This window comes from Paraburkholderia sp. NMBU_R16 (assembly GCF_013282575.1).
Lineage (GTDB): Bacteria > Pseudomonadota > Gammaproteobacteria > Burkholderiales > Burkholderiaceae > Trinickia.
In genome coordinates this window covers 1-20,244 of sequence record NZ_JAAAYE010000016.1, presented here as the reverse complement: position 1 = coordinate 20,244, position 20,244 = coordinate 1, and the positions used below count along the sequence as shown (strand labels likewise).

Sequence of the window (20,244 nt, the reverse complement as noted above, 5' to 3'; positions counted from 1 at the left end):
TTCTTGCCCGCGATGCTTGTTTTCCGACGGAGGTGCTCATGAGCGCGTCAACCGCTGTGCTAGCAATTCTCGCCGCATTATTCCTGGGCGCGATGATTCCCGGGCCGAGCTTCGTCATCGTTGCCCGCAATGCAATCGGTCTGTCGCGCAGCGATGGATTGGCCACCGCACTCGGAATGGGCGTCGGCGGCATCTTTTTCGGCAGCATTGCATTGGCAGGGCTCTACACGGTGCTGCAGGCCGTCGAATGGCTATACATCGGCCTCAAGATCGCGGGCGGCGCATATTTGGTTTTTGTCGCGTCGAAGATATGGCGCGGAGCAGGCCACGCCATCGCGATGGACAAGGAATTCGACGCGAGACCGGCCAACCCGCGCCGCTCTTTCTGGATGGGCCTGACCACGCAATTGAGCAATCCGAAGACAGCGATCTGGTACGGCAGCATTTTTGCCGCGCTGCTGCCGCAGCATCCGCCCGTATGGTGTTACTTCTTACTGCCGCCGCTCGTGTTTGCCGTCGAATGCGGCTGGTACACGGTCGTGGCGCTCGGCTTTTCGAGCCGTGGCCCACGCGAAATGTATCTGCGCGCCAGGAAGTGGATCGATCGGATCGCGGCCGGCGCAATCGCTGCACTGGGCCTGCGCCTGATCCTCACGGCGCCGAAAGCCGGCATTTGACGGGCCCATGAACAGCAGCAGCAATCCGATCCCCGCGACCGTCACGGGGGAGCCCAAAACAGGCTCGCGATGGGGGCAGGACAGAAGACTCGAGTTCATCGACTTTCGGCTGCAGTGGGACGGCAGGCTCAACCGCAGCGATCTGACGGACTTCTTCGGTATCTCGGTGCCGCAGGCATCGCTCGACATCGCGCGCTATCAGGAGGTGCGGCCGGGGAACATGGAATACGACCGCAGTTCGCGAGTCTATGTCGCAACGCCCGCTTTTTCGCCCGTATTTCCGGTCAGCCACCCATCGCGCTATCTCAACGAACTGCTGGCCGCCGCGACGGGTGTACTGCCCCGAGACGCCACGTTCGTGGGCTGGTGGCCGCCGGTTGGAATCGCGCCGATGCCCGCTCACACGCTCGACGTCGCGGTGCTGACTGCGTTGCTGCGCGCCATGCGGGACCGAACGGGCTTGCGCATCCGCTACCAGTCGACGGCCTTTTGCGATCCGCAGAGCCGGGCGATGACGCCGCATGCACTGACGTTCGACGGCTTGCGGTGGCATGTGCGCGCGTTCTGCCATCTCGAGAGCCGCTTTCGCGATTTCCCGATCACACGCATGTCGAAGGTGGAAGGCGAAGAGGCGGCAGGCTTGGGCGCGGCGGAAGACGCCGAGTGGCAGACCGTCGTGACACTCGTGCTCGCACCCAACCCCGCGCTTGGAAAGCAGCGCGCTCGCGTCGTCGAACTCGATTACGGCATGATCGAGGGCGAGCTGCATCTGTCATGCAGGCAGGCATTGCTTTTCCATACCCTCAGGCAGCTGGGCCTGTGCAACGGCTCGGCCGCCAAACCCGAGGACTTACCGCTCGTTCTCGTCAACCGCGACGAGGTCGAATCGCTGCTGCCGGCATAGCGCCGGGCTCAACCGCACCGGCGCGCGACATCTCGGAAAACCGATCCGGCAGGTGTTTTCGGCTATGCCGTACGGGCTTCGCAGGGCGGGTTCCGTCGCGCCATTTTCCCAATAGCATGGCGCATCCGTCGACAATCGCGCATCGAAATGAACGGCAACTGGAATATTGGCGGCTCGGGCGACTTCGACCGCTCGCCTTACGCACACGGCTCGGGCGCACAAACGCCTGACCGGCGCGACGGCGAGGCCGCGTCTAGTCGGTCCCCCGCAGGCTCCCCGGCTGCGCGAGCGCCGTTCGGACCGCTCGCCCCCTACGGCCGTCAGCCGGCGCCCGACCAGCGCGAGCGACCACGACGGTCCGGAGCCCTCGCCCATGACCCCACCGGATTCAGCCCCGAATCCCCCAAGCTTGCCTATCCCCCGCTGCGCCTCGACGGGCTCGAGCATCTCTGGGATTTGCCCGGCCCCCGGCCGCGTGCCGTTTACAGGGACGCGGATGACGTTCGATGGACGCTCACGCAGCTTCCGCCCGCAATCTGCGACGAATGGGTCATTGCCAGCCTCATCTACCGCTTCGTGGGTGCGCCTGCCGCGGAATGCCGCCACGTGTGGCGCTACGATGGCAAATCCACCGTCGCATTGAGGCAAATCGCGGGAGACCTCGATCATTCGATGGAACGGTTGACTCAGCACGAGCTCTCGAAACGAAACGGGGTCTACGAGTGGCACCCGATCGATAAGCTCCTTGGCAACGACGCGGTAGGGGCAACGCTCGGCATCCATCGCGAAAGCGGGATCGCCGTTCGCGCGTCCTTCGAAGGGGTGCTCCTGCACGATTTCGACGGAAACCCCAAACCTGAGTTCGGAACAGGAATCTGGGGATTCGGGCTCGATAGTGCGCCGATGGTAGACGTCAAGACCGCAGAGATCTTTCGTCGCGTCCCGGAGGAGTTCATCGCGAGAGGAGCGGACCTGTTGGCCAGATTGGATGATCGCGTGCTGCAGATCGTCGTCGATTCGAATATGCATCACAGCATCGGCAAACGCGACCCGCTGATCACGACGTTGATCGAGCGTCGCAACACGATGACGAGCGATATCCGGCGCAGCGGGCGCGTGCGGCCGCCCATCGGGCCGATGAAGTCGTCAGTCGCTCAGGACGATCCCGCAATCGAGTATCTGCGTCACGCGACGTGGCCCCCGCGCGCCGCCCTCGAGTTCATCGCCGCGCAGTTCCCGGAGGCCGTTTTCTACGTCGATACGGACGGAACCCGACAAATCATCTCATCGGCCTCTCAGCGAGATCAGGCACAGGCGTACAACACCTTTGGTTTCGAGGTGGAAGACGATCCGCGCTTCATCCGCGTGTATACCGATATCGATGCAGTCGCGACGATGTTGCTGCGCTTTCACGGCACGGCCGGCTGGGCGACCGACAATGCCAAACCTGGATCGACGCCAGTTCATTGCGCGTCCGAGCCCACGCTGATCGCGGCAGGTGAACCTCGGGCGCGGCCCGCCTACGTCTACGCATTCGTGCCGGACAAGGAGCGGACATCGTTCCAGGCGGATCCGTATTTGCGACGCGCGTTGCGCACGGACCGCCCATTCGTGCCGCTGATCTGTATCCAGGCAACCGCGAAAGAGCTGATGCCCGACCTTTACCTCCTCCCCGAATTCATCGATGGCAGCCATCCTCACTATTGGCAAAGGCGGCTCGCGGGAACGACGCCCAAGCATGCGCTGATGGTCTCTCCTTCGAGCCCGATTCCGGCAGAGCTGTACGGCGTTCCATTTACGCCGGTCGAAGAGGAAGCGCTCCGCGCCCTTCGGCTGCCGCACGCGGCGATCCATGCGTCGATCGACGCGCGGCACCCTTATCCACACGTACCCGCCGCGCTGCACGAAGCAGGCGCGGTCATGATCGAGCCGAACGGGATGGTGTGGCTCGTGCAGCAGCCCGGCGGCAATGGATGGGCCCTACCCAAGAGACGCGTTGCGTCCGGCGCGCTGCGCCCCGATGCCGCGCTCGACGCCGTCAACGGACAACTGGGCCTGCATGGTCCTCTGCTTGGGTACGTCGACGATTTCGACGATCCGCATTCGAGTTGCAGGACCCGCTATTTCGTCGGGCGTCGGCATGCCGGCTCTCCGCTCGGCAAGTCCGCGGCACTTGTCAGCATCGATGACGCGTTGAAACTCGTGCGCGATAACACCGACGTTCAGGCGTTGTCGCGTATCCGCGCCGCACTGCATCCGGCTTCCTGGCGCGATCAGGCGACGAACGATGAGCTTGCGCTGCGTCGCGACCCGCAGGCGCTCAGCGCATTGCCGACAAAAGACGTGACGCATCCCTTCGTGCAATTGCGCATGGGCGTATCCCGAGTTCACGAGACGAACAGGATCGCGCGCCCGCCCAAAATCTGGCGCGCGGAAACGGTCCTCGACGGCAAGGAGACACCCTACACGGCCCGGCGAAGTGAGCTCTATGTGTCGCTACCGGGCAAACCCGCGATCAAGATGACATCGCTCGAGTTCGAACGAGCGGGAGCGCCCCCGGACGAGCCGACGGTCGTCATTCAAGGAGGCGGCCCCGGGGCGAGCCCTGCCTGGTACCTGGGCGGCGGGCTCGGACCGATCATCGTCAATGAGCGAAACGAGGTTGTGCCGAATCCCGAGTCGCTGCTTTCATGCGCCCGCCTGCTGTTCCTCGATGCGCCCGGCACGGGCGACAGTTACATGAGCGATCGCTCCCATGAAAAGTATTTCAATCTTGAAGACGACGCGAACGTCCACGCGGAATACCTGATGCAGTATCGCGGGCGGGAGCCGGAGCGCCTCGGTGCAAGTCCGATCTTCGCGATGGGCACCTCTTACGGAGTGCATCGATGGACGCGCGCCATGGACCGGCTGTCGGATCATCGTGTGCCGCTCGGCGGCCTATTTCTGGTTTCGGGTCACCTCAGCGCCGCGCTCACCGATTTCGCCCCTGAATCGATCACCTCCTACGCGGGCGCGATCGTGCCGTTCGCAGCGACGGCGCGGCAGCATTTTCCGGAGATGCAGCGCCGCTATCCCGACGAGACGGAGTTCCTGCGTGAAGTCGATCGGTTCGCATCCTACGAATACATGTTGGCCATTGCGCGCGGTAATGCCCTGCTTCGGGAGGACCCCGAACGTTTCGATCGCGTCGCGCGAAAGCTTGCCGAGTTCATTCATCTCGACGTTGATTACGTCAAGGAAAAACGCCTCCAAATTTCGCCGCTCGAGTTCTGCTCGTCACTGCTGCCCGGGCAAACGATCGCGGCGCTCGACGCCCGCATGAAAACCACCGCAGTGCCTACCGAACCCGGCGCCGATCCGTTCGCCTACGTGCTGAAGGACATGGCGTCGAACTTTCAGACGGCACTCACCGCCTTTATGAGGCGCGACCTCGATTACTGGCCGACCGACGACCTCGCGCGGCCGTACGTCGTGCTCGACGTCTCGTACGATCGGTGGGGATGGGGGCCCTACCAGAATTCGCCGACGCGCTCGCAGAACCATCTCATGGATATGCTGCGCAAGAACCCGAAAGTCAACGTGTTCGCCGCGGCCGGCCGATATGACGTGCGCTCGCCCTTCACGCAGCACACCTACGCATTCAATCACTTGCCGCGCGAAGTCGCCGCGCGGATTTCCTTTCGCACCTATGCGGGCGGCCACATGTTCTACATGACGGATTCCGACTCGCGCGAGCAATTCATCGGCGATATGCGCGAGTTCATCGCGCAACAGAAGGCCGCCGTCGTGCGCAACGCTTAGCGCGCACATGACAGCCACGAAAGCCGCACCAAGAGCACCGCAACCGCCGCGTTGCTCTGCATTGGGCCTCAGCAAGCGCTGAAGCGCTAACTGTGGCCGTTGCTCTGCATTGGGCCTCAGTAAGCGCTGAAGCGCTAACTGTGGCCGTTGCTCTGCATTGGGCCTCAGTAAGCGCTGAAGCGCTAACTGTGGCCGTAAAAAAAAAACCCACTGCACATCGTGCCGTGGGTTTCGATCCAGCACCGTCGCGCACCGGCCTCGAGAGGCGCCTGCGCAACGCTGCGGAAGAGGCGGCGCATCGCGCCGCCCGTGCATCACTCCGCCGGATGCTGTTGCTGCTGCTCGTCCGCAGGCGTCTCGGGCGGACCGAACTCGAACGCTTCTTCCGCGGCGATCTGATCGTAACGCTCGCGGTCCGAAGCCTCCTTGTTCTTGCGCGCCTTGTGGAACGCAAGACCGGTACCGGCCGGAATCAAGCGGCCGACGATCACGTTTTCCTTCAGCCCGCGCAGATCGTCGCGCTTGCCCATGATCGCCGCTTCGGTCAGCACGCGCGTCGTTTCCTGGAACGATGCGGCCGAGATGAACGAATCGGTCGACAGCGATGCCTTCGTGATACCGAGCAGCACGTTCTCGTACGTCGCCGGGCGCTTGTCTTCCGCCGTCATCCGGTCGTTCTCGTCGAGCATGTCCGACCGCTCGACTTGTTCGCCCGGAATGAAGCGCGTATCGCCGTTATCGACGATCTGCACACGGCGCAGCATCTGACGCACGATCACTTCGATGTGCTTGTCGTTGATCTTCACGCCCTGCAAACGGTACACGTCCTGCACTTCATCGACGATATAGCGCGACAGCGCCTCGACACCCTGCAAACGCAAGATGTCGTGCGGATCGGCCGGACCGTCCACGATCATTTCGCCCTTGTTGACGACCTGACCATCATGGACGAGCACCTGCTTTTCCTTCGCGATCAGGAACTCGTGCTGCTCGCCTTCGAGGTCCGTGATGACGAGACGCTGCTTGCCCTTCGTATCCTTACCGAACGAGACCGTACCGGTGACTTCCGCGAGAATGCCGGCGTCCTTCGGCGAACGCGCTTCGAAAAGCTCCGCCACACGCGGCAGACCGCCGGTAATGTCACGCGTCTTCTGCGATTCCGTCGGGATACGCGCAAGCACTTCACCGACCTGCACTTGCTGTCCGTCCTTCACCGTGATCAGCGCGCCGACCTGGAAGCCGATCTGCACCGAATGCTCCGTGCCGGGGATCTTGACTTCCTCGCCGCTCGCATCGAGCAGCTTCACCTGCGGACGGACCGTCTTCGAGGCTTGCGAGCCGCGGCGCTTCACGTCGATCACGACGAGCGTCGACAAGCCCGTCACATCGTCGATCTGCTTCGCGACCGTCACGCCTTCCTCGACGTTCTCGAACTTCACCGTACCGCCGTACTCGGTGATGATCGGACGCGTGAGCGGATCCCACGTCGCCAGTTGCGTACCGGCCTTGATCTGCGCGCCGTCGAGCTGCAACAGCGTCGCGCCGTAAGGCACCTTGTGACGCTCGCGCTCGCGGCCATGATCGTCCGTGATCATCGCCTCGCCCGAACGCGAAATGACGATCTGCTCGCCCTTCGCGTTGGTCACGTAGCGCATCGTCGAGGTGAAGCGCACCGTACCGTTGCTCTTCGCTTCGACCGACGAAGCCACCGCCGCACGCGATGCCGCACCGCCGATGTGGAACGTCCGCATCGTCAGCTGCGTACCCGGCTCGCCGATCGACTGCGCCGCGATCACGCCGACCGCTTCGCCGACGTTCACGAGCGAGCCGCGACCCAAATCGCGGCCGTAGCACGAGGCACACAGGCCATAGCGCGTCTCGCAGGTGAGCGGCGTGCGCACCCGCACTTCATCGATGCCGAGACGCTCGATTTCCTCGACCGCCACTTCATCGAGCAGCGTGCCGGACTCGTACAGCGTTTCCTGCGTCTCGGGGTTGACGACGTCGGCCGTCGCGACGCGGCCGAGAATCCGGTCGCGCAGCGCTTCGACGACTTCACCGCCTTCCACGAGCGCCTTCATCGCCACGCCATTGCTCGTGCCGCAATCTTCTTCCGTCACGACCAGATCTTGCGTCACGTCGACGAGACGGCGCGTCAGGTAGCCCGAGTTCGCCGTCTTCAGTGCCGTATCGGCCAGACCTTTACGTGCGCCGTGCGTCGAGATGAAGTACTGCAGCACGTTCAGGCCTTCGCGGAAGTTCGCCGTAATCGGCGTCTCGATGATCGAGCCGTCCGGCTTCGCCATCAGGCCGCGCATCCCGGCGAGCTGACGGATCTGCACCGCGGAGCCGCGCGCACCCGAGTCGGCCATCATGTAGATCGAGTTGAACGACTCCTGGCGGACTTCATTGCCGTCGCGATCGGTGACCGGCTCCGTCGAGAGCTGTTCCATCATCGCCTTGCCGACCGCTTCCGACGTTGCCGACCAGATGTCGACCACGTTGTTGTAGCGCTCTTGTGCAGTGACGAGACCCGACATGTACTGGCGGTCGTACTCCTTCACCTTCTTCGCGGCGTCGCCGACGATCACTTCCTTTTGCGGCGGCACGAGCATGTCGTCGACGCAGATCGAAATGCCCGCGCGCGTAGCCAGACGGAAACCCGACTGCATCAGTTGGTCGGCGAAAACCACCGTCGCGCGCAGACCGCACTTGCGGAACGCGGTGTTGATCAGGCGCGAGATTTCCTTCTTCTTGAGCGGCTTGTTCAGCACCGAAAAGGGCAGCCCCGGCGGCAGAATTTCCGACAGGATCGCGCGGCCGACCGTCGTCGCGTAAAGCGAGATCTTCGGCACGAACTGCGGCGCACCTTCCGACGTGTCTTCGTTCGCCACCATTTCGGTGATCCGGACGTTCACGCGCGAAGCCAGCTCGACTTCCTTGTTTTCATAGGCGCGCAACACTTCGGACACGCCCGTGAACGACATGCCTTCGCCCTTGCCGTTGACCGCTTCGCGCGTCGCGTAGTAAAGGCCGAGCACGATATCCTGCGACGGCACGATCGACGGATCGCCGTTGGCCGGGAACAGGATGTTGTTCGACGCGAGCATGAGCGTACGCGCTTCCATCTGCGCTTCGAGCGACAGCGGCACGTGCACGGCCATCTGGTCACCGTCGAAGTCGGCGTTGAACGCCGCGCAAACGAGCGGATGCAGCTGGATCGCCTTGCCTTCGATCAGCACGGGCTCGAACGCCTGGATGCCGAGGCGGTGCAGCGTCGGCGCGCGGTTCAGCATCACCGGATGCTCGCGGATCACCTCTTCGAGGATGTCCCACACCACCGGCGTCTGGTTCTCCACTTCCTTTTTCGCGGCCTTGATCGTCGTGGCCACACCCATCACTTCAAGCTTGTTGAAGATGAAAGGCTTGAAGAGTTCCAGCGCCATGAGCTTCGGCAGACCGCACTGGTGCAGCTTCAGCGTCGGACCGACCACGATGACCGAACGGCCCGAGTAGTCGACGCGCTTGCCGAGCAGGTTCTGACGGAAGCGGCCGCCCTTGCCCTTGATCATGTCGGCGAGCGACTTCAACGGACGCTTGTTCGCGCCCGTCATCGCCTTGCCGCGGCGGCCGTTGTCGAGCAGCGAGTCGACGGCTTCCTGCAGCATCCGCTTTTCGTTGCGGACGATGATCTCCGGCGCCTTGAGCTCGAGCAGACGCTTCAGGCGGTTGTTTCGGTTGATGACGCGACGATAGAGATCGTTCAGATCCGACGTGGCGAAACGACCACCATCGAGCGGCACGAGCGGACGCAACTCGGGCGGCAGCACCGGCAGCACTTCGAGCACCATCCATTCGGGCTTGATGCCCGAACGCTGGAAGGCCTCGAGCACTTTCAGGCGCTTGGCGAACTTCTTGATCTTCGCTTCGGAGCCCGTGTTCTTGAGTTCCGTGCGCAGCGTTTCGACCTGCTCGTCGATATTGATCGCGCGCAGCAGTTCGCGCACGCCTTCCGCACCCATCTCGGCGCGGAACTCGTCACCGTACTCTTCGACCTTGTTGTAGTAATCCTCCTCGGTCATGATCTGCCGCGCCTTGAGCGGCGTCATGCCTGGGTCGATCACTACGTATGCTTCGAAGTACAGCACGCGCTCGATGTCGCGCAGCGTCATGTCGAGCACCATGCCCAGACGCGACGGCAGCGACTTCAAGAACCAGATGTGCGCGACGGGCGAGGCCAACTCGATGTGGCCCATGCGCTCGCGGCGCACCTTGGCGAGCGTCACTTCGACGCCGCACTTCTCGCAGATCACGCCACGATGCTTCAGGCGCTTGTACTTGCCGCACAAGCATTCGTAGTCCTTGATCGGGCCAAAGATCTTCGCGCAGAACAAGCCGTCACGCTCGGGCTTGAACGTACGATAGTTGATCGTCTCGGGCTTCTTGACTTCACCGAACGACCACGAACGGATCTTGTCGGGCGAGGCCAGACCGATCTTGATCGCGTCGAAAACTTCTTCTTGTTGGACTTGCTTGAATAGATCGAGCAGAGCTTTCATTGCCTTCTCTCCGTAGTCCGATTAGTTGCGGTCGAGGTCGATGTCGATGCCGAGCGAGCGGATTTCCTTCACCAGCACGTTGAAGGATTCCGGCATGCCCGCGTCGATCACGTGGTCGCCCTTGACGAGGTTCTCGTACACCTTCGTCCGGCCCGTCACGTCATCGGACTTCACCGTCAACATTTCCTGCAGCACGTACGAAGCGCCATACGCTTCGAGCGCCCACACTTCCATTTCACCGAAGCGCTGACCACCGAATTGCGCCTTACCACCGAGCGGCTGCTGCGTGACGAGCGAGTACGGGCCCGTCGAACGCGCGTGCATCTTGTCGTCGACAAGGTGGTGCAGCTTCAGGTAGTGCATGTAGCCCACGGTAACGGGCCGCTCGAATGCTTCGCCGGTGCGGCCGTCGAACAGGCGAACCTGGTTCTTGGACGCAGTCATGCCGAGCTCTTGTGCGACGTCGTCGGGGAATGCGAGATCGAGCATCTTCGACATTTCCTCTTCCGTCGCGCCGTCGAACACCGGCGTGGCAAATGGCACGCCTTCGCGCAGATTCTTCGCGAGCTCGAGAATCTCGTCGTCGCCGAAGCCTTCGAGCTCCTCGGCACGACCCGACTCGTTGTAGAGCTTGGTCAGGAACACACGCAGCTCTTCGATCTTCGCCTGACGCTGCAACATCTCGCCGATGCGCCAGCCCAGACCCTTCGCGGCCCAGCCGAGATGTACCTCGAGCACCTGACCCACGTTCATCCGCGACGGCACGCCGAGCGGATTGAGCACCACGTCGGCCGGACGGCCGTCCGCCATGTAGGGCATGTCCTCGATCGGCACGATCTTCGACACGACGCCCTTGTTCCCGTGGCGGCCTGCCATCTTGTCGCCAGGCTGCAGGCGGCGCTTGACGGCCAGATACACCTTGACCATCTTGAGCACGCCCGGGGGCAACTCGTCGCCCTGCGTCAGCTTCTTGCGCTTTTCCTCGAAGGCGAGATCGAACTGGTGACGCTTTTGCTCGATCGAATCCTTGATGGCTTCGAGCTGTGCTGCCGCGTCCTCGTCCGCGAGGCGGATATCGAACCAGTGATAGTGGTCGAGATCCTCCAGGTACGCCTGGTCAATCTTCGTGCCCTTCGCCAGCTTCTTCGGACCGCCGTTCGCGACCTTGCCGACGAGCATGCGCGCAAGACGCTGGAAGGCGTCGCCTTCCACGATGCGCAGCTGGTCGTTCAAGTCGAGACGGTAGCGCTTGAGTTCATCGTCGATGATCTGCTGCGCGCGCTTGTCGCGCTGAATGCCTTCGCGCGTGAACACTTGCACGTCGATGACCGTGCCGCTCATGCCCGAGGGCACGCGCAGCGACGTATCCTTCACATCGGATGCCTTTTCACCGAAGATCGCGCGAAGCAGCTTTTCTTCCGGCGTCAACTGCGTCTCGCCCTTCGGCGTGACCTTGCCGACCAGCACGTCGCCCGCCTCGACTTCAGCGCCGATGTAGACGATGCCCGACTCGTCCAGACGCGAAAGCTGCACTTCCGCGAGGTTCGAGATATCGCGCGTGATTTCTTCCGGTCCGAGCTTCGTGTCACGAGCGACGACGTTCAACTCCTCGATGTGAATCGAGGTGTAGCGATCGTCCGCAACGACCTTCTCCGAGATCAGGATCGAATCCTCGAAGTTGTAGCCGTTCCACGGCATGAACGCGACGAGCATGTTCTGGCCGAGCGCGAGCTCGCCCAGATCCGTCGATGCGCCATCGGCCAGTACGTCGCCGCGCAAAACGCGATCGCCGACCTTGACGATCGGACGCTGGTTGATATTCGTGTTCTGGTTCGAACGCGTGTATTTGATCAGGTTGTAGATGTCGACACCCACATCGCCCGCGACCGCCTCGTCGTCGTTCACGCGAATGACGATACGCCCGGCATCCACATAATCGACCACGCCGCCGCGCAGCGCCTGAACCGTCGTGCCCGAGTCGACCGCGACCGTGCGTTCGATACCGGTACCGACGACCGGTTTTTCCGGACGCAGACACGGTACGGCCTGACGCTGCATGTTCGAGCCCATCAACGCCCGGTTCGCATCGTCGTGCTCGAGGAACGGGATGAGCGAGGCAGCAACCGAAACGATCTGCGACGGCGCCACGTCCATGTACTGGATGCGGTCCGGCGTCACCATCAGCGTCTCGCCCGCCTCACGCGACGACACGAGTTCGTCGGTGAGCGTACCGTCGTCGGCCACCGCCGCGTTCGCCTGAGCGATCACGTAGCGACCTTCCTCGATAGCGGACAGATAATCGATCTGGTCCGTCACCTTGCCGTCGACGACCTTGCGGTACGGCGTTTCCAAGAAGCCGTACTCGTTCAGGTGCGCATAGAGCGCGAGCGAGTTGATGAGGCCGATGTTCGGACCTTCCGGCGTTTCGATCGGGCACACGCGGCCGTAGTGGGTCGGGTGCACGTCGCGCACCTCGAAGCCGGCACGCTCGCGCGTCAGACCGCCCGGGCCCAATGCCGAGACGCGACGCTTGTGCGTGATCTCCGACAGCGGGTTCGTCTGGTCCATGAACTGCGAAAGCTGCGACGAGCCGAAGAACTCGCGAATCGCCGACGAAATCGGCTTCGAGTTGATCAGATCGTGCGGCATCAGGTTTTCGCTTTCCGCCTGGCCGAGACGCTCCTTGACCGCACGCTCGACGCGCACGAGACCGGCGCGGAACTGGTTCTCCGCCAGTTCGCCGACGCAACGCACGCGACGATTGCCGAGGTGATCGATATCGTCGACTTCGCCCTTGCCGTTGCGCAATTCGACGAGGATCTTGATCGTGGCCAGGATGTCGTCGTCTTGCAGCGTCATCGGGCCCGTGATCTCGTCACGGCCGACGCGGCGATTGAACTTCATGCGGCCGACCTTCGACAGGTCGTAGGCGTCTTCGCTGTAGAAAAGGCGATTGAACAGCGCTTCGACCGCTTCTTCGGTCGGCGGCTCGCCCGGACGCATCATGCGGTAGATGGCAATGCGCGCGGCCGTCTTGTCGGCCGTTTCGTCGATGCGCAGCGTCGAGGAGATGTACGGGCCTTGATCCAGATCGTTCGTATAGAGGGTCTGGATGTCCTTGACCTTCGCTTCGCGCAGCTTCTCGAGCGTGGTTTCGGTGATTTCCTCGTTCGCGTTGGCGATGACTTCGCCCGTTTCGCCGTCGACGACGTTCTTGGCGAGCACGCGGCCGAGCAGATAGTCCTCGGGCACGGAGATGAACTTCGTCTTCGCGTTGTCGAGGTCGCGAATATGCTTCGCGTTGATCCGCTTGTCCTTCTGGACGATCACGTTACCGTCGCGGTCCGTGATGTCGAAGCGCGCGACTTCGCCGCGCAGACGCTCGGGCACGAACTCCATCTGCGCGCCTTCGCCCATCAAGGTGAAGTTGTCGAAGACGAAGAAGTTGGCGAGGATCTGTTCGGGCGTAAGGCCGATCGCCTTGAGCAGGATCGTGACCGGCATCTTGCGGCGCCGGTCGACGCGGAAGTACAGAATGTCCTTCGGGTCGAATTCGAAGTCGAGCCACGAGCCACGGTAGGGAATGATCCGTGCCGAAAAAAGCAGCTTGCCCGAGCTGTGCGTCTTGCCCTTGTCGTGTTCGAAGAACACGCCCGGCGAGCGGTGCAGCTGCGAGACGATCACACGCTCGGTGCCGTTGATGACGAACGAGCCGGTCGGCGTCATGAGCGGAATTTCGCCCATGTAGACTTCCTGCTCCTTCACTTCCTTCACGACCGGCTTGCTCGGCGACTCTTTATCGAGCAACACCAGGCGTACCTTGGCGCGCAGCGCCGAGCAATAGGTGAGGCCGCGCTGCTGGCATTCCTTGATGTTGAATGCCGGCGGCGACAACGCGTAGCTCACGAACTCGAGGCGCGCGAAGCCGTTGTGCGAGACGATCGGAAAAACAGACGAAAACGCCGCCTGCAGGCCCTCGGGCTTGCGTTGCACGGTTGGCACGTCCGCTTGCAGAAACGTGCTGAATGATTCAAGCTGGGTGGCCAGCAGGAAAGGTACTTGGTGAACGATGGGGCGCTTCGCAAAGCTCTTGCGAATGCGCTTCTTCTCGGTGAAGGAATATTGCATACGATCTCCGAATCACGGCGGGCATTGTCGAGGCGAGATGCCTGGATCTGGGAACCCGAGTGTTCACCGACTGAGACCCGATGGCCGTCCTGAGGCTTGAACGAGCCTAGAAGCTTGGTGGTTGGCCGCTACCAACCGCTGGCTGACGGCTGCGGATGCCTGTGTTGCCCGCAGCCCGACCAAACTTGCCTTCTGCAGTCGCTTCAGAAGACAAAGAAAAATGTCGCTCGGCAGCACCGAGGGGCAATTTTCTTTGGCCTCTTCGTCCGGCCTCGTGGGGTTGCATCCGCCTCGCCCGAGCTGCGAAACGACGCAGCGAAAGGCACAGCAAAACGCAGTCCCCACAAAGCACAAAAAGGCCGGCGGTGAAAAACCGCCAGCCTTCGCTGAGCGAAGTCGATCGTTACTTGATCTCGGCCTTCGCGCCAGCGTCTTCCAGCTTCTTCTTCGCCTCTTCGGCAGCGGCCTTGGGCACCGCTTCCTTGACGGGCTTCGGTGCGCCGTCGACGAGGTCCTTCGCTTCCTTCAGGCCAAGGCCCGTCAGTTCGCGAACGGCCTTGATGACCGACACCTTGTTCGCACCGGCTTCGAGCAGGTTCACCGTGAATTCGGTCTGCTCTTCAGCCGCTGCGGCTGCGCCGCCACCCGCTGCCGGGCCAGCCACCGCGACAGCAGCAGCCGACACGCCAAACTTCTCTTCGAACGCCTTGACGAGTTCGTTCAGTTCCAGAACCGACATCGAGCCAACGGCTTCCAGAATGTCTTCTTTTGCGATTGCCATTTGAAATACTCCTAAATTGAATTCGGATACAGCCAGCGATCCTTGACGGACATTACGCTCGGCCGAAGCGCATCACGCGTAACCTGCCGAGCGAACTCAGGCGGCTTCGCCCTGCTTCTTCTCCGCGAGCGCAGCGAGTGCGCGCGCAAAGCCCGAAACAGGCGCTTGCATGACGAACAACAGCTTGGAGAGCAACTCCTCGCGGCTCGGGATGTTGGCGAGCGCTTGCACGCCAGCCTTGTCCATCACCTTGCCTTCGTAGGCACCGGCCTTGATGATCAACTTGTCATTGCCTTTGCTGAAGTCATTGACGACTTTGGCAGCAGCAATGGCATCTTCCGAGATGCCGTAGATCAGAGGACCGGTCATCTGATCAGCCAACGGAGCGAACGGGGTACCTTCCACGGCGCGACGCGCCAGCGTGTTCTTCAACACGCGCAGGTACACCTGTTGCTCGCGCGCTTTCGCGCGCAGCTTCGTCAGATCGCCAACCGCGATTCCACGATACTCCGCAAGCACCATGGTCTGGGCTTTCGCGACTTGCGCGGAAACCTCAGCCACGACGGCCTGCTTATCTTCTTTATTGAGTGGCACGGTTAACCTCCAGATTCGGCATGATCGGCGGGGAGCTTCACATGCCGCGTTCAACAACGGCGTCCGAGGTGTTAGGAGTATTTCGGGCGGACCGCCTGCGCATCGCTGCACAAACAACCGACCTCATCACTGCAAAACTGTTTCGGGTTCGCCATCTGCGTTGGCTTGCATTAAGGGACCGCCCATGAAGCTGCGTTCCCGCCAACGGTCTTTGACAACCGGCCGCGTCAAGCGAACTGCCTTGCCGCGACCGCCCAAAGCCCTTTAAATCCGCGTCGGCGAACGAGACCGCCGACACGGTTCGATTCCTTACTGCGCGGCGAGCGTCGCTTGATCGACGCGCACGCCGACACCCATCGTGCTCGACAATGCGATCTTGCGCAGGTACACGCCCTTGCTCGTCGCCGGCTTCGCCTTTTGCAACGCCTCGACCAGTGCCGAAAGGTTCGTGCGCAGCGCGGTCGGCTCGAACGATGCACGTCCGATCGTCGCGTGGATGATCCCCGCCTTGTCGACGCGGAACTGGACCTGGCCAGCCTTCGCGTTCTTGACAGCCGTGGCGACATCCGGCGTAACCGTGCCGACCTTCGGGTTCGGCATCAGGCCACGCGGACCGAGGATCTGACCGAGCGTACCGACGACACGCATCGTATCGGGCGACGCGATGACCACGTCGAAATTCAGATTACCGGCCTTGATCTGTTCGGCGAGATCTTCCATGCCGACGATCTCGGCACCTGCGGCGCGAGCCTGCTCGGCCTTGTCGCCTTGCGCGAACACGGCGACGCGGACCGACTTGCCGGTACCGGCGGGCAGAACCACCGAACCGCGGACCACCTGGTCCGACTTCTTCGCATCGATGCCGAGTTGAACCGCGACGTCGATCGACTCGTCGAATTTGGCGGTCGCGCATGCCTTGACGAGGGCGAGCGCATCGTCGATCGGGTACAGTTTCTGGCGATCGACCTTGGACGCGAATGCTTGCAAACGCTTCGATACCTTAGCCATTTACACGCCCTCCACGGTGATGCCCATCGAGCGGGCGCTGCCAGCGATCGTGCGGACCGCGGCGTCCAAATCGGCTGCCGTCAGATCGGGCATCTTGGTCTTGGCGATCTCTTCGGCTTGCGCGCGCGTGATCTTGCCGACCTTGTCCGTATGCGGCTTGCTCGATCCCTTGTCGATCTTCGCTGCCTTCTTGATCAGAACCGTTGCCGGCGGCGTCTTCAGAATGAACGTGAAGCTCTTGTCGGCAAACGCGGTGATCACGACCGGAACCGGCAGACCCGGCTCCATCGATTGAGTCTGCGCGTTGAACGCCTTGCAGAACTCCATGATGTTCAGGCCACGCTGACCCAGTGCCGGACCGACCGGCGGCGACGGATTGGCTTTACCTGCAGGGATCTGCAGCTTGATAAAGCCGATGATTTTCTTTGCCATTTCGACAACCTCGTTGGAACGCGAAGATACTGCGTTCGGTGAGTAGTAACGCGCGTTCGCCCGATCGATCCAAGGCTACTGACGCTCCTCAACGGTCATGACGCGGACCGTAAGCGCGGAAAGACGGAGCGCTCGCGAACGAGCGATCCGTTGATATTCGATTACAACTTCTCGACCTGCCCGAATTCGAGCTCCACAGGCGTGGCGCGCCCGAAGATCGTGACCGACACGCGAACGCGCGACTTCTCGTAATTCACTTCCTCGACCGTGCCATTGAAGTCCGTGAACGGGCCTTCCTTGACGCGAACCATTTCGCCGACCTCGAACAATGTCTTGGGACGCGGTTTTTCGACGCCCTCTTGCATCTGCGACATGATCTTTTCGACTTCGCGCGGCGAGATCGGGCTCGGCCGATTACGCGCACCGCCCACGAAGCCCGTGACCTTTGCCGTGTTTTTCACGAGGTGCCACGTTTCGTCGGTCATTTCCATTTCGACGAGCACGTAGCCGGGGAAGAAGCGTCGCTCGGTGACCGACTTATGGCCACCCTTCACTTCGACGACTTCTTCCGTAGGCACGAGAATCTGGCCAAACTTGTCTTGCATGCCCGCGCGCTCGATGCGCTCCTGAAGCGCGCGCTGCACGCTCTTCTCCATACCGGAGTAGGCATGCACGACGTACCAACGTTTACCGCTCGGAGATGCCGGAGTATCGCCACTCATATCATTTCCAACCCAGAATCACCGAGAAAATGACCCACTCGATGGACTTATCGCTGATCCAAAGGAGCACCGCCATGACGAGCACGAAGCCGAACACGACAAGCGTGGTCTGCGACGCTTCTTTGCGAGTCGGCCAGACCACCTTGCGGACTTCCTTGTAGGAATCCTTGGCGAACGCGATAAAACCCTTACCGGGGGAGGAGAGGAGACCGACCACAACACCCGCGACCACGCCAACCAACAGGGCTGCGCCGCGCACATACCATTCCTGGCCGCTGAGCCAGAAGAATCCTACGAATCCGGCCACGACCAGCAGTACGCCCGCGATAAGTATCAGTTTGTCGCTGGATGTATCCACAACTTCGACGGAAGGATTCGCCATAACACCTTAACGCGCGCATGACGCGCTGAAATTTTGGCAGGGGCAGAGGGAATCGAACCCCCAACCTTCGGTTTTGGAGACCGACGCTCTGCCAGTTGAGCTATACCCCTAAACCAGTTGGGGTTGGCTATGACGCCAACCCCGAAACCACAGACCACCGAGACTTGCTGGCTTACTCGATGATCTTCGCAACGACACCTGCGCCGACGGTACGGCCGCCTTCGCGGATAGCGAAGCGCAGGCCTTCTTCCATGGCGATCGGTGCGATCAGCTTGACCGTGATCGCCACGTTATCGCCCGGCATCACCATTTCCTTGTCCTTCGGCAACTCGATCGAGCCCGTCACGTCCGTCGTACGGAAGTAGAACTGCGGACGGTAGTTGTTGAAGAACGGCGTGTGACGGCCGCCTTCGTCCTTGCTCAGCACGTACACCTCGGCCGTGAAGTGCGTGTGCGGCGTGATCGAACCCGGCTTGGCCAACACTTGGCCGCGCTCCACGTCTTCGCGCTTCGTGCCGCGCAGCAGGATACCCACGTTGTCGCCCGCTTGACCTTGGTCCAGCAGCTTGCGGAACATCTCCACGCCCGTGCACGTCGTCTTCACCGTCGGCTTGATACCGACGATTTCGATTTCCTCGCCAACCTTGATCACGCCCCGCTCCACGCGGCCCGTCACCACCGTGCCGCGACCCGAGATCGAGAACACGTCTTCCACCGGCATCAGGAACGCACCGTCCACCGCGCGCTCCGGCGTCGGAATGTACGTGTCCAGCGCATCGGCCAGGTTCATGATCGCCACTTCACCGAGCTCGCCCTTGTCGCCTTCCAGCGCCAGCTTGGCCGAACCCTTGATGATCGGCGTTTCGTCGCCCGGAAAGTCGTACTTCGAGAGCAGCTCGCGCACTTCCATTTCCACCAGCTCGAGCAACTCCGCGTCGTCCACCATGTCGCACTTGTTCAGGAACACGATGATGTACGGCACACCGACCTGACGCGCCAGCAGGATGTGCTCACGCGTTTGCGGCATCGGGCCGTCCGCGGCCGAGCACACCAGGATGGCGCCGTCCATCTGCGCCGCGCCCGTGATCATGTTCTTCACGTAGTCCGCGTGGCCCGGGCAATCGACGTGCGCATAGTGACGGTTCGCCGTCTCGTACTCCACGTGCGCCGTGTTGATCGTGATGCCGCGCGCCTTTTCTTCCGGCGCCGCGTCGATCTGGTCGTACGCCTTTGCCTCGCCGCCGAACTTCGCCGTCAGCACCGTCGTGATTGCCGCCGTTAGCGTGGTCTTGCCGTGATCCACGTGACCGATCGTGCCGACGTTCACGTGCGGCTTGGTCCGTTCAAACTTACCCTTGGCCATTTTCGACTCCTAAGAGGATTTTCCGTATGTTGCGCCGCACGCAAACAAACACTGACACCGCTGGTGCCCATGGGCAGGATCGAACTGCCGACCTCTCCCTTACCAAGGGAGTGCTCTACCACTGAGCCACATGGGCGCTACTTCTTGGCATTGGAGCGGGTGAAGGGAATCGAACCCTCGTCGTAAGCTTGGAAGGCTTCTGCTCTACCATTGAGCTACACCCGCTAAGGCTTCACGATCGTGCCTTCACGATTCCTGCTCTTCACTGCTGCTCGCAGCTTGCATTCTGGTGGAGGAGGTTGGATTCGAACCAACGTAGGCGTAAGCCAACAGATTTACAGTCTGCCCCCTTTAGCCACTCGGGCACCCCTCCGCAGAGAACGGGTGATTATGATGGCAATGGTGCGCAAAGTCAAGACCTGCGCCGGTACCAAGCCATTCAACGCTCTCATTTAATGGGTGCAGAGCGCGGTCGGGCGCGCAAAGCAAAAACCCCCGGTTCGCATGTTGCGAACCGGGGGTTTTCAATGGGGAGCCTGACGATTACCTACTTTCACACGGGCAATCCGCACTATCATCGGCGTGGAGTCGTTTCACGGTCCTGTTCGGGATGGGAAGGGGTGGGACCGACTCGCTATGGTCATCAGGCATGACTTGTTGCTGTGCGGCTTGGGCTGCACAGCCAATCTGGGAAGAAGCAGAGGTGTAATGGGGGGTAGTGACGTATCACTAGGGCAAAGCGCGGATCACAACCTGGGCATATAAAACGCTCCGGTTATAGGATCAAGCCGTACGGGCAATTAGTATCGGTTAGCTGAACGCATTACTGCGTGTACACACCCGACCTATCAACGTCCTGGTCTCGAACGACCCTTCAAGGGGATCAAGTC

Annotated in this window: 12 protein-coding genes, 4 tRNA genes and 2 rRNA genes; 3 read left to right on the top strand and 15 right to left on the bottom strand. The window is 61.8% G+C overall.

Annotated features, from left to right (window positions below):
* Positions 1 to 38: 38 nt before the first annotated feature.
* From GWC77_RS10370 to GWC77_RS10360, 3 genes are all read left to right on the top strand, one after another.
* On the top strand, positions 39 to 677 hold the full coding sequence (locus GWC77_RS10370) for a LysE family translocator (RefSeq protein ID WP_173256828.1): 639 nt from the start codon (positions 39 to 41) through the stop codon (positions 675 to 677).
* 7 nt (positions 678 to 684) lie between these two features.
* Positions 685 to 1,581: a YafY family protein gene (locus GWC77_RS10365; RefSeq protein ID WP_173256827.1), complete on the top strand. Its 897-nt coding sequence runs from the start codon at positions 685 to 687 to the stop codon at positions 1,579 to 1,581.
* Positions 1,582 to 1,728: 147 nt separating this feature from the next.
* Positions 1,729 to 5,385: a hypothetical protein gene (locus GWC77_RS10360; protein WP_173256826.1), complete on the top strand. Its 3,657-nt coding sequence runs from the start codon at positions 1,729 to 1,731 to the stop codon at positions 5,383 to 5,385.
* A 314-nt stretch (positions 5,386 to 5,699) separates the two neighbouring features.
* On the opposite strand, the gene rpoC is transcribed toward GWC77_RS10360, so the two are convergent.
* The 15 genes from rpoC to GWC77_RS10285 form a co-directional block, all read right to left on the bottom strand.
* Complete coding sequence (gene rpoC, locus GWC77_RS10355) at positions 5,700 to 9,944, bottom strand: DNA-directed RNA polymerase subunit beta' (protein WP_173256825.1); 4,245 nt, start codon at positions 9,942 to 9,944, stop codon at positions 5,700 to 5,702.
* A 21-nt stretch (positions 9,945 to 9,965) separates the two neighbouring features.
* A complete protein-coding gene (rpoB, locus tag GWC77_RS10350) occupies positions 9,966 to 14,072 on the bottom strand; it encodes a DNA-directed RNA polymerase subunit beta (protein ID WP_173256824.1) in 4,107 nt (1,368 codons plus the stop codon).
* 403 nt (positions 14,073 to 14,475) lie between these two features.
* A complete protein-coding gene (gene rplL / locus GWC77_RS10345) occupies positions 14,476 to 14,853 on the bottom strand; it encodes a 50S ribosomal protein L7/L12 (RefSeq protein ID WP_173256823.1) in 378 nt (125 codons plus the stop codon).
* Positions 14,854 to 14,949: 96 nt separating this feature from the next.
* Positions 14,950 to 15,447 (bottom strand): 50S ribosomal protein L10, encoded by a 498-nt coding sequence (rplJ, locus tag GWC77_RS10340; protein ID WP_367949032.1) that lies wholly within the window; start codon positions 15,445 to 15,447, stop codon positions 14,950 to 14,952.
* Between the two features lie 309 nt (positions 15,448 to 15,756).
* Positions 15,757 to 16,455 carry a 50S ribosomal protein L1 gene (gene rplA / locus GWC77_RS10335; RefSeq protein ID WP_173256821.1) on the bottom strand — a complete coding sequence of 233 codons (699 nt, stop codon included), beginning with the start codon at positions 16,453 to 16,455 and terminating at the stop codon, positions 15,757 to 15,759.
* On the bottom strand, positions 16,456 to 16,887 hold the full coding sequence (rplK, locus tag GWC77_RS10330; protein ID WP_173256820.1) for a 50S ribosomal protein L11: 432 nt from the start codon (positions 16,885 to 16,887) through the stop codon (positions 16,456 to 16,458).
* A 161-nt stretch (positions 16,888 to 17,048) separates the two neighbouring features.
* Positions 17,049 to 17,609 carry a transcription termination/antitermination protein NusG gene (gene nusG, locus GWC77_RS10325; RefSeq protein ID WP_173256819.1) on the bottom strand — a complete coding sequence of 187 codons (561 nt, stop codon included), beginning with the start codon at positions 17,607 to 17,609 and terminating at the stop codon, positions 17,049 to 17,051.
* 1 nt (position 17,610) lies between these two features.
* Positions 17,611 to 17,991, bottom strand: coding sequence for a preprotein translocase subunit SecE (gene secE, locus GWC77_RS10320; protein WP_173256818.1), 381 nt, complete (start codon positions 17,989 to 17,991; stop codon positions 17,611 to 17,613).
* Positions 17,992 to 18,025: 34 nt separating this feature from the next.
* Positions 18,026 to 18,101: transfer RNA gene (locus GWC77_RS10315), tRNA-Trp, on the bottom strand.
* 62 nt (positions 18,102 to 18,163) lie between these two features.
* Complete coding sequence (tuf, locus tag GWC77_RS10310) at positions 18,164 to 19,354, bottom strand: elongation factor Tu (protein WP_173256817.1); 1,191 nt, start codon at positions 19,352 to 19,354, stop codon at positions 18,164 to 18,166.
* 61 nt (positions 19,355 to 19,415) lie between these two features.
* A tRNA-Thr gene (locus GWC77_RS10305) sits at positions 19,416 to 19,490 on the bottom strand.
* 15 nt (positions 19,491 to 19,505) lie between these two features.
* A tRNA-Gly gene (locus GWC77_RS10300) sits at positions 19,506 to 19,579 on the bottom strand.
* Positions 19,580 to 19,641: 62 nt separating this feature from the next.
* A tRNA-Tyr gene (locus tag GWC77_RS10295) sits at positions 19,642 to 19,727 on the bottom strand.
* 161 nt (positions 19,728 to 19,888) lie between these two features.
* A 5S ribosomal RNA gene (gene rrf / locus GWC77_RS10290) occupies positions 19,889 to 20,002 on the bottom strand.
* 131 nt (positions 20,003 to 20,133) lie between these two features.
* Positions 20,134 to 20,244, bottom strand: a 23S ribosomal RNA gene (locus GWC77_RS10285); the annotation flags it as partial.

Excerpts from the sequence above, each read along its gene's own strand:
- GWC77_RS10370 (WP_173256828.1), top strand. The coding sequence starts at position 39 with ATGAGCGCGTCAACCGCTGTGCTAGCAATTCTCGCCGCATTATTCCTG.
- GWC77_RS10365 (WP_173256827.1), top strand. The coding sequence starts at position 685 with ATGAACAGCAGCAGCAATCCGATCCCCGCGACCGTCACGGGGGAGCCC.
- GWC77_RS10360 (WP_173256826.1), top strand. The coding sequence starts at position 1,729 with ATGAACGGCAACTGGAATATTGGCGGCTCGGGCGACTTCGACCGCTCG.
- rpoC (WP_173256825.1), bottom strand. The coding sequence starts at position 9,944 with ATGAAAGCTCTGCTCGATCTATTCAAGCAAGTCCAACAAGAAGAAGTT.
- rpoB (WP_173256824.1), bottom strand. The coding sequence starts at position 14,072 with ATGCAATATTCCTTCACCGAGAAGAAGCGCATTCGCAAGAGCTTTGCG.
- rplL (WP_173256823.1), bottom strand. The coding sequence starts at position 14,853 with ATGGCAATCGCAAAAGAAGACATTCTGGAAGCCGTTGGCTCGATGTCG.
- rplA (WP_173256821.1), bottom strand. The coding sequence starts at position 16,455 with ATGGCTAAGGTATCGAAGCGTTTGCAAGCATTCGCGTCCAAGGTCGAT.
- rplK (WP_173256820.1), bottom strand. The coding sequence starts at position 16,887 with ATGGCAAAGAAAATCATCGGCTTTATCAAGCTGCAGATCCCTGCAGGT.
- nusG (WP_173256819.1), bottom strand. The coding sequence starts at position 17,609 with ATGAGTGGCGATACTCCGGCATCTCCGAGCGGTAAACGTTGGTACGTC.
- secE (WP_173256818.1), bottom strand. The coding sequence starts at position 17,991 with ATGGCGAATCCTTCCGTCGAAGTTGTGGATACATCCAGCGACAAACTG.
- tuf (WP_173256817.1), bottom strand. The coding sequence starts at position 19,354 with ATGGCCAAGGGTAAGTTTGAACGGACCAAGCCGCACGTGAACGTCGGC.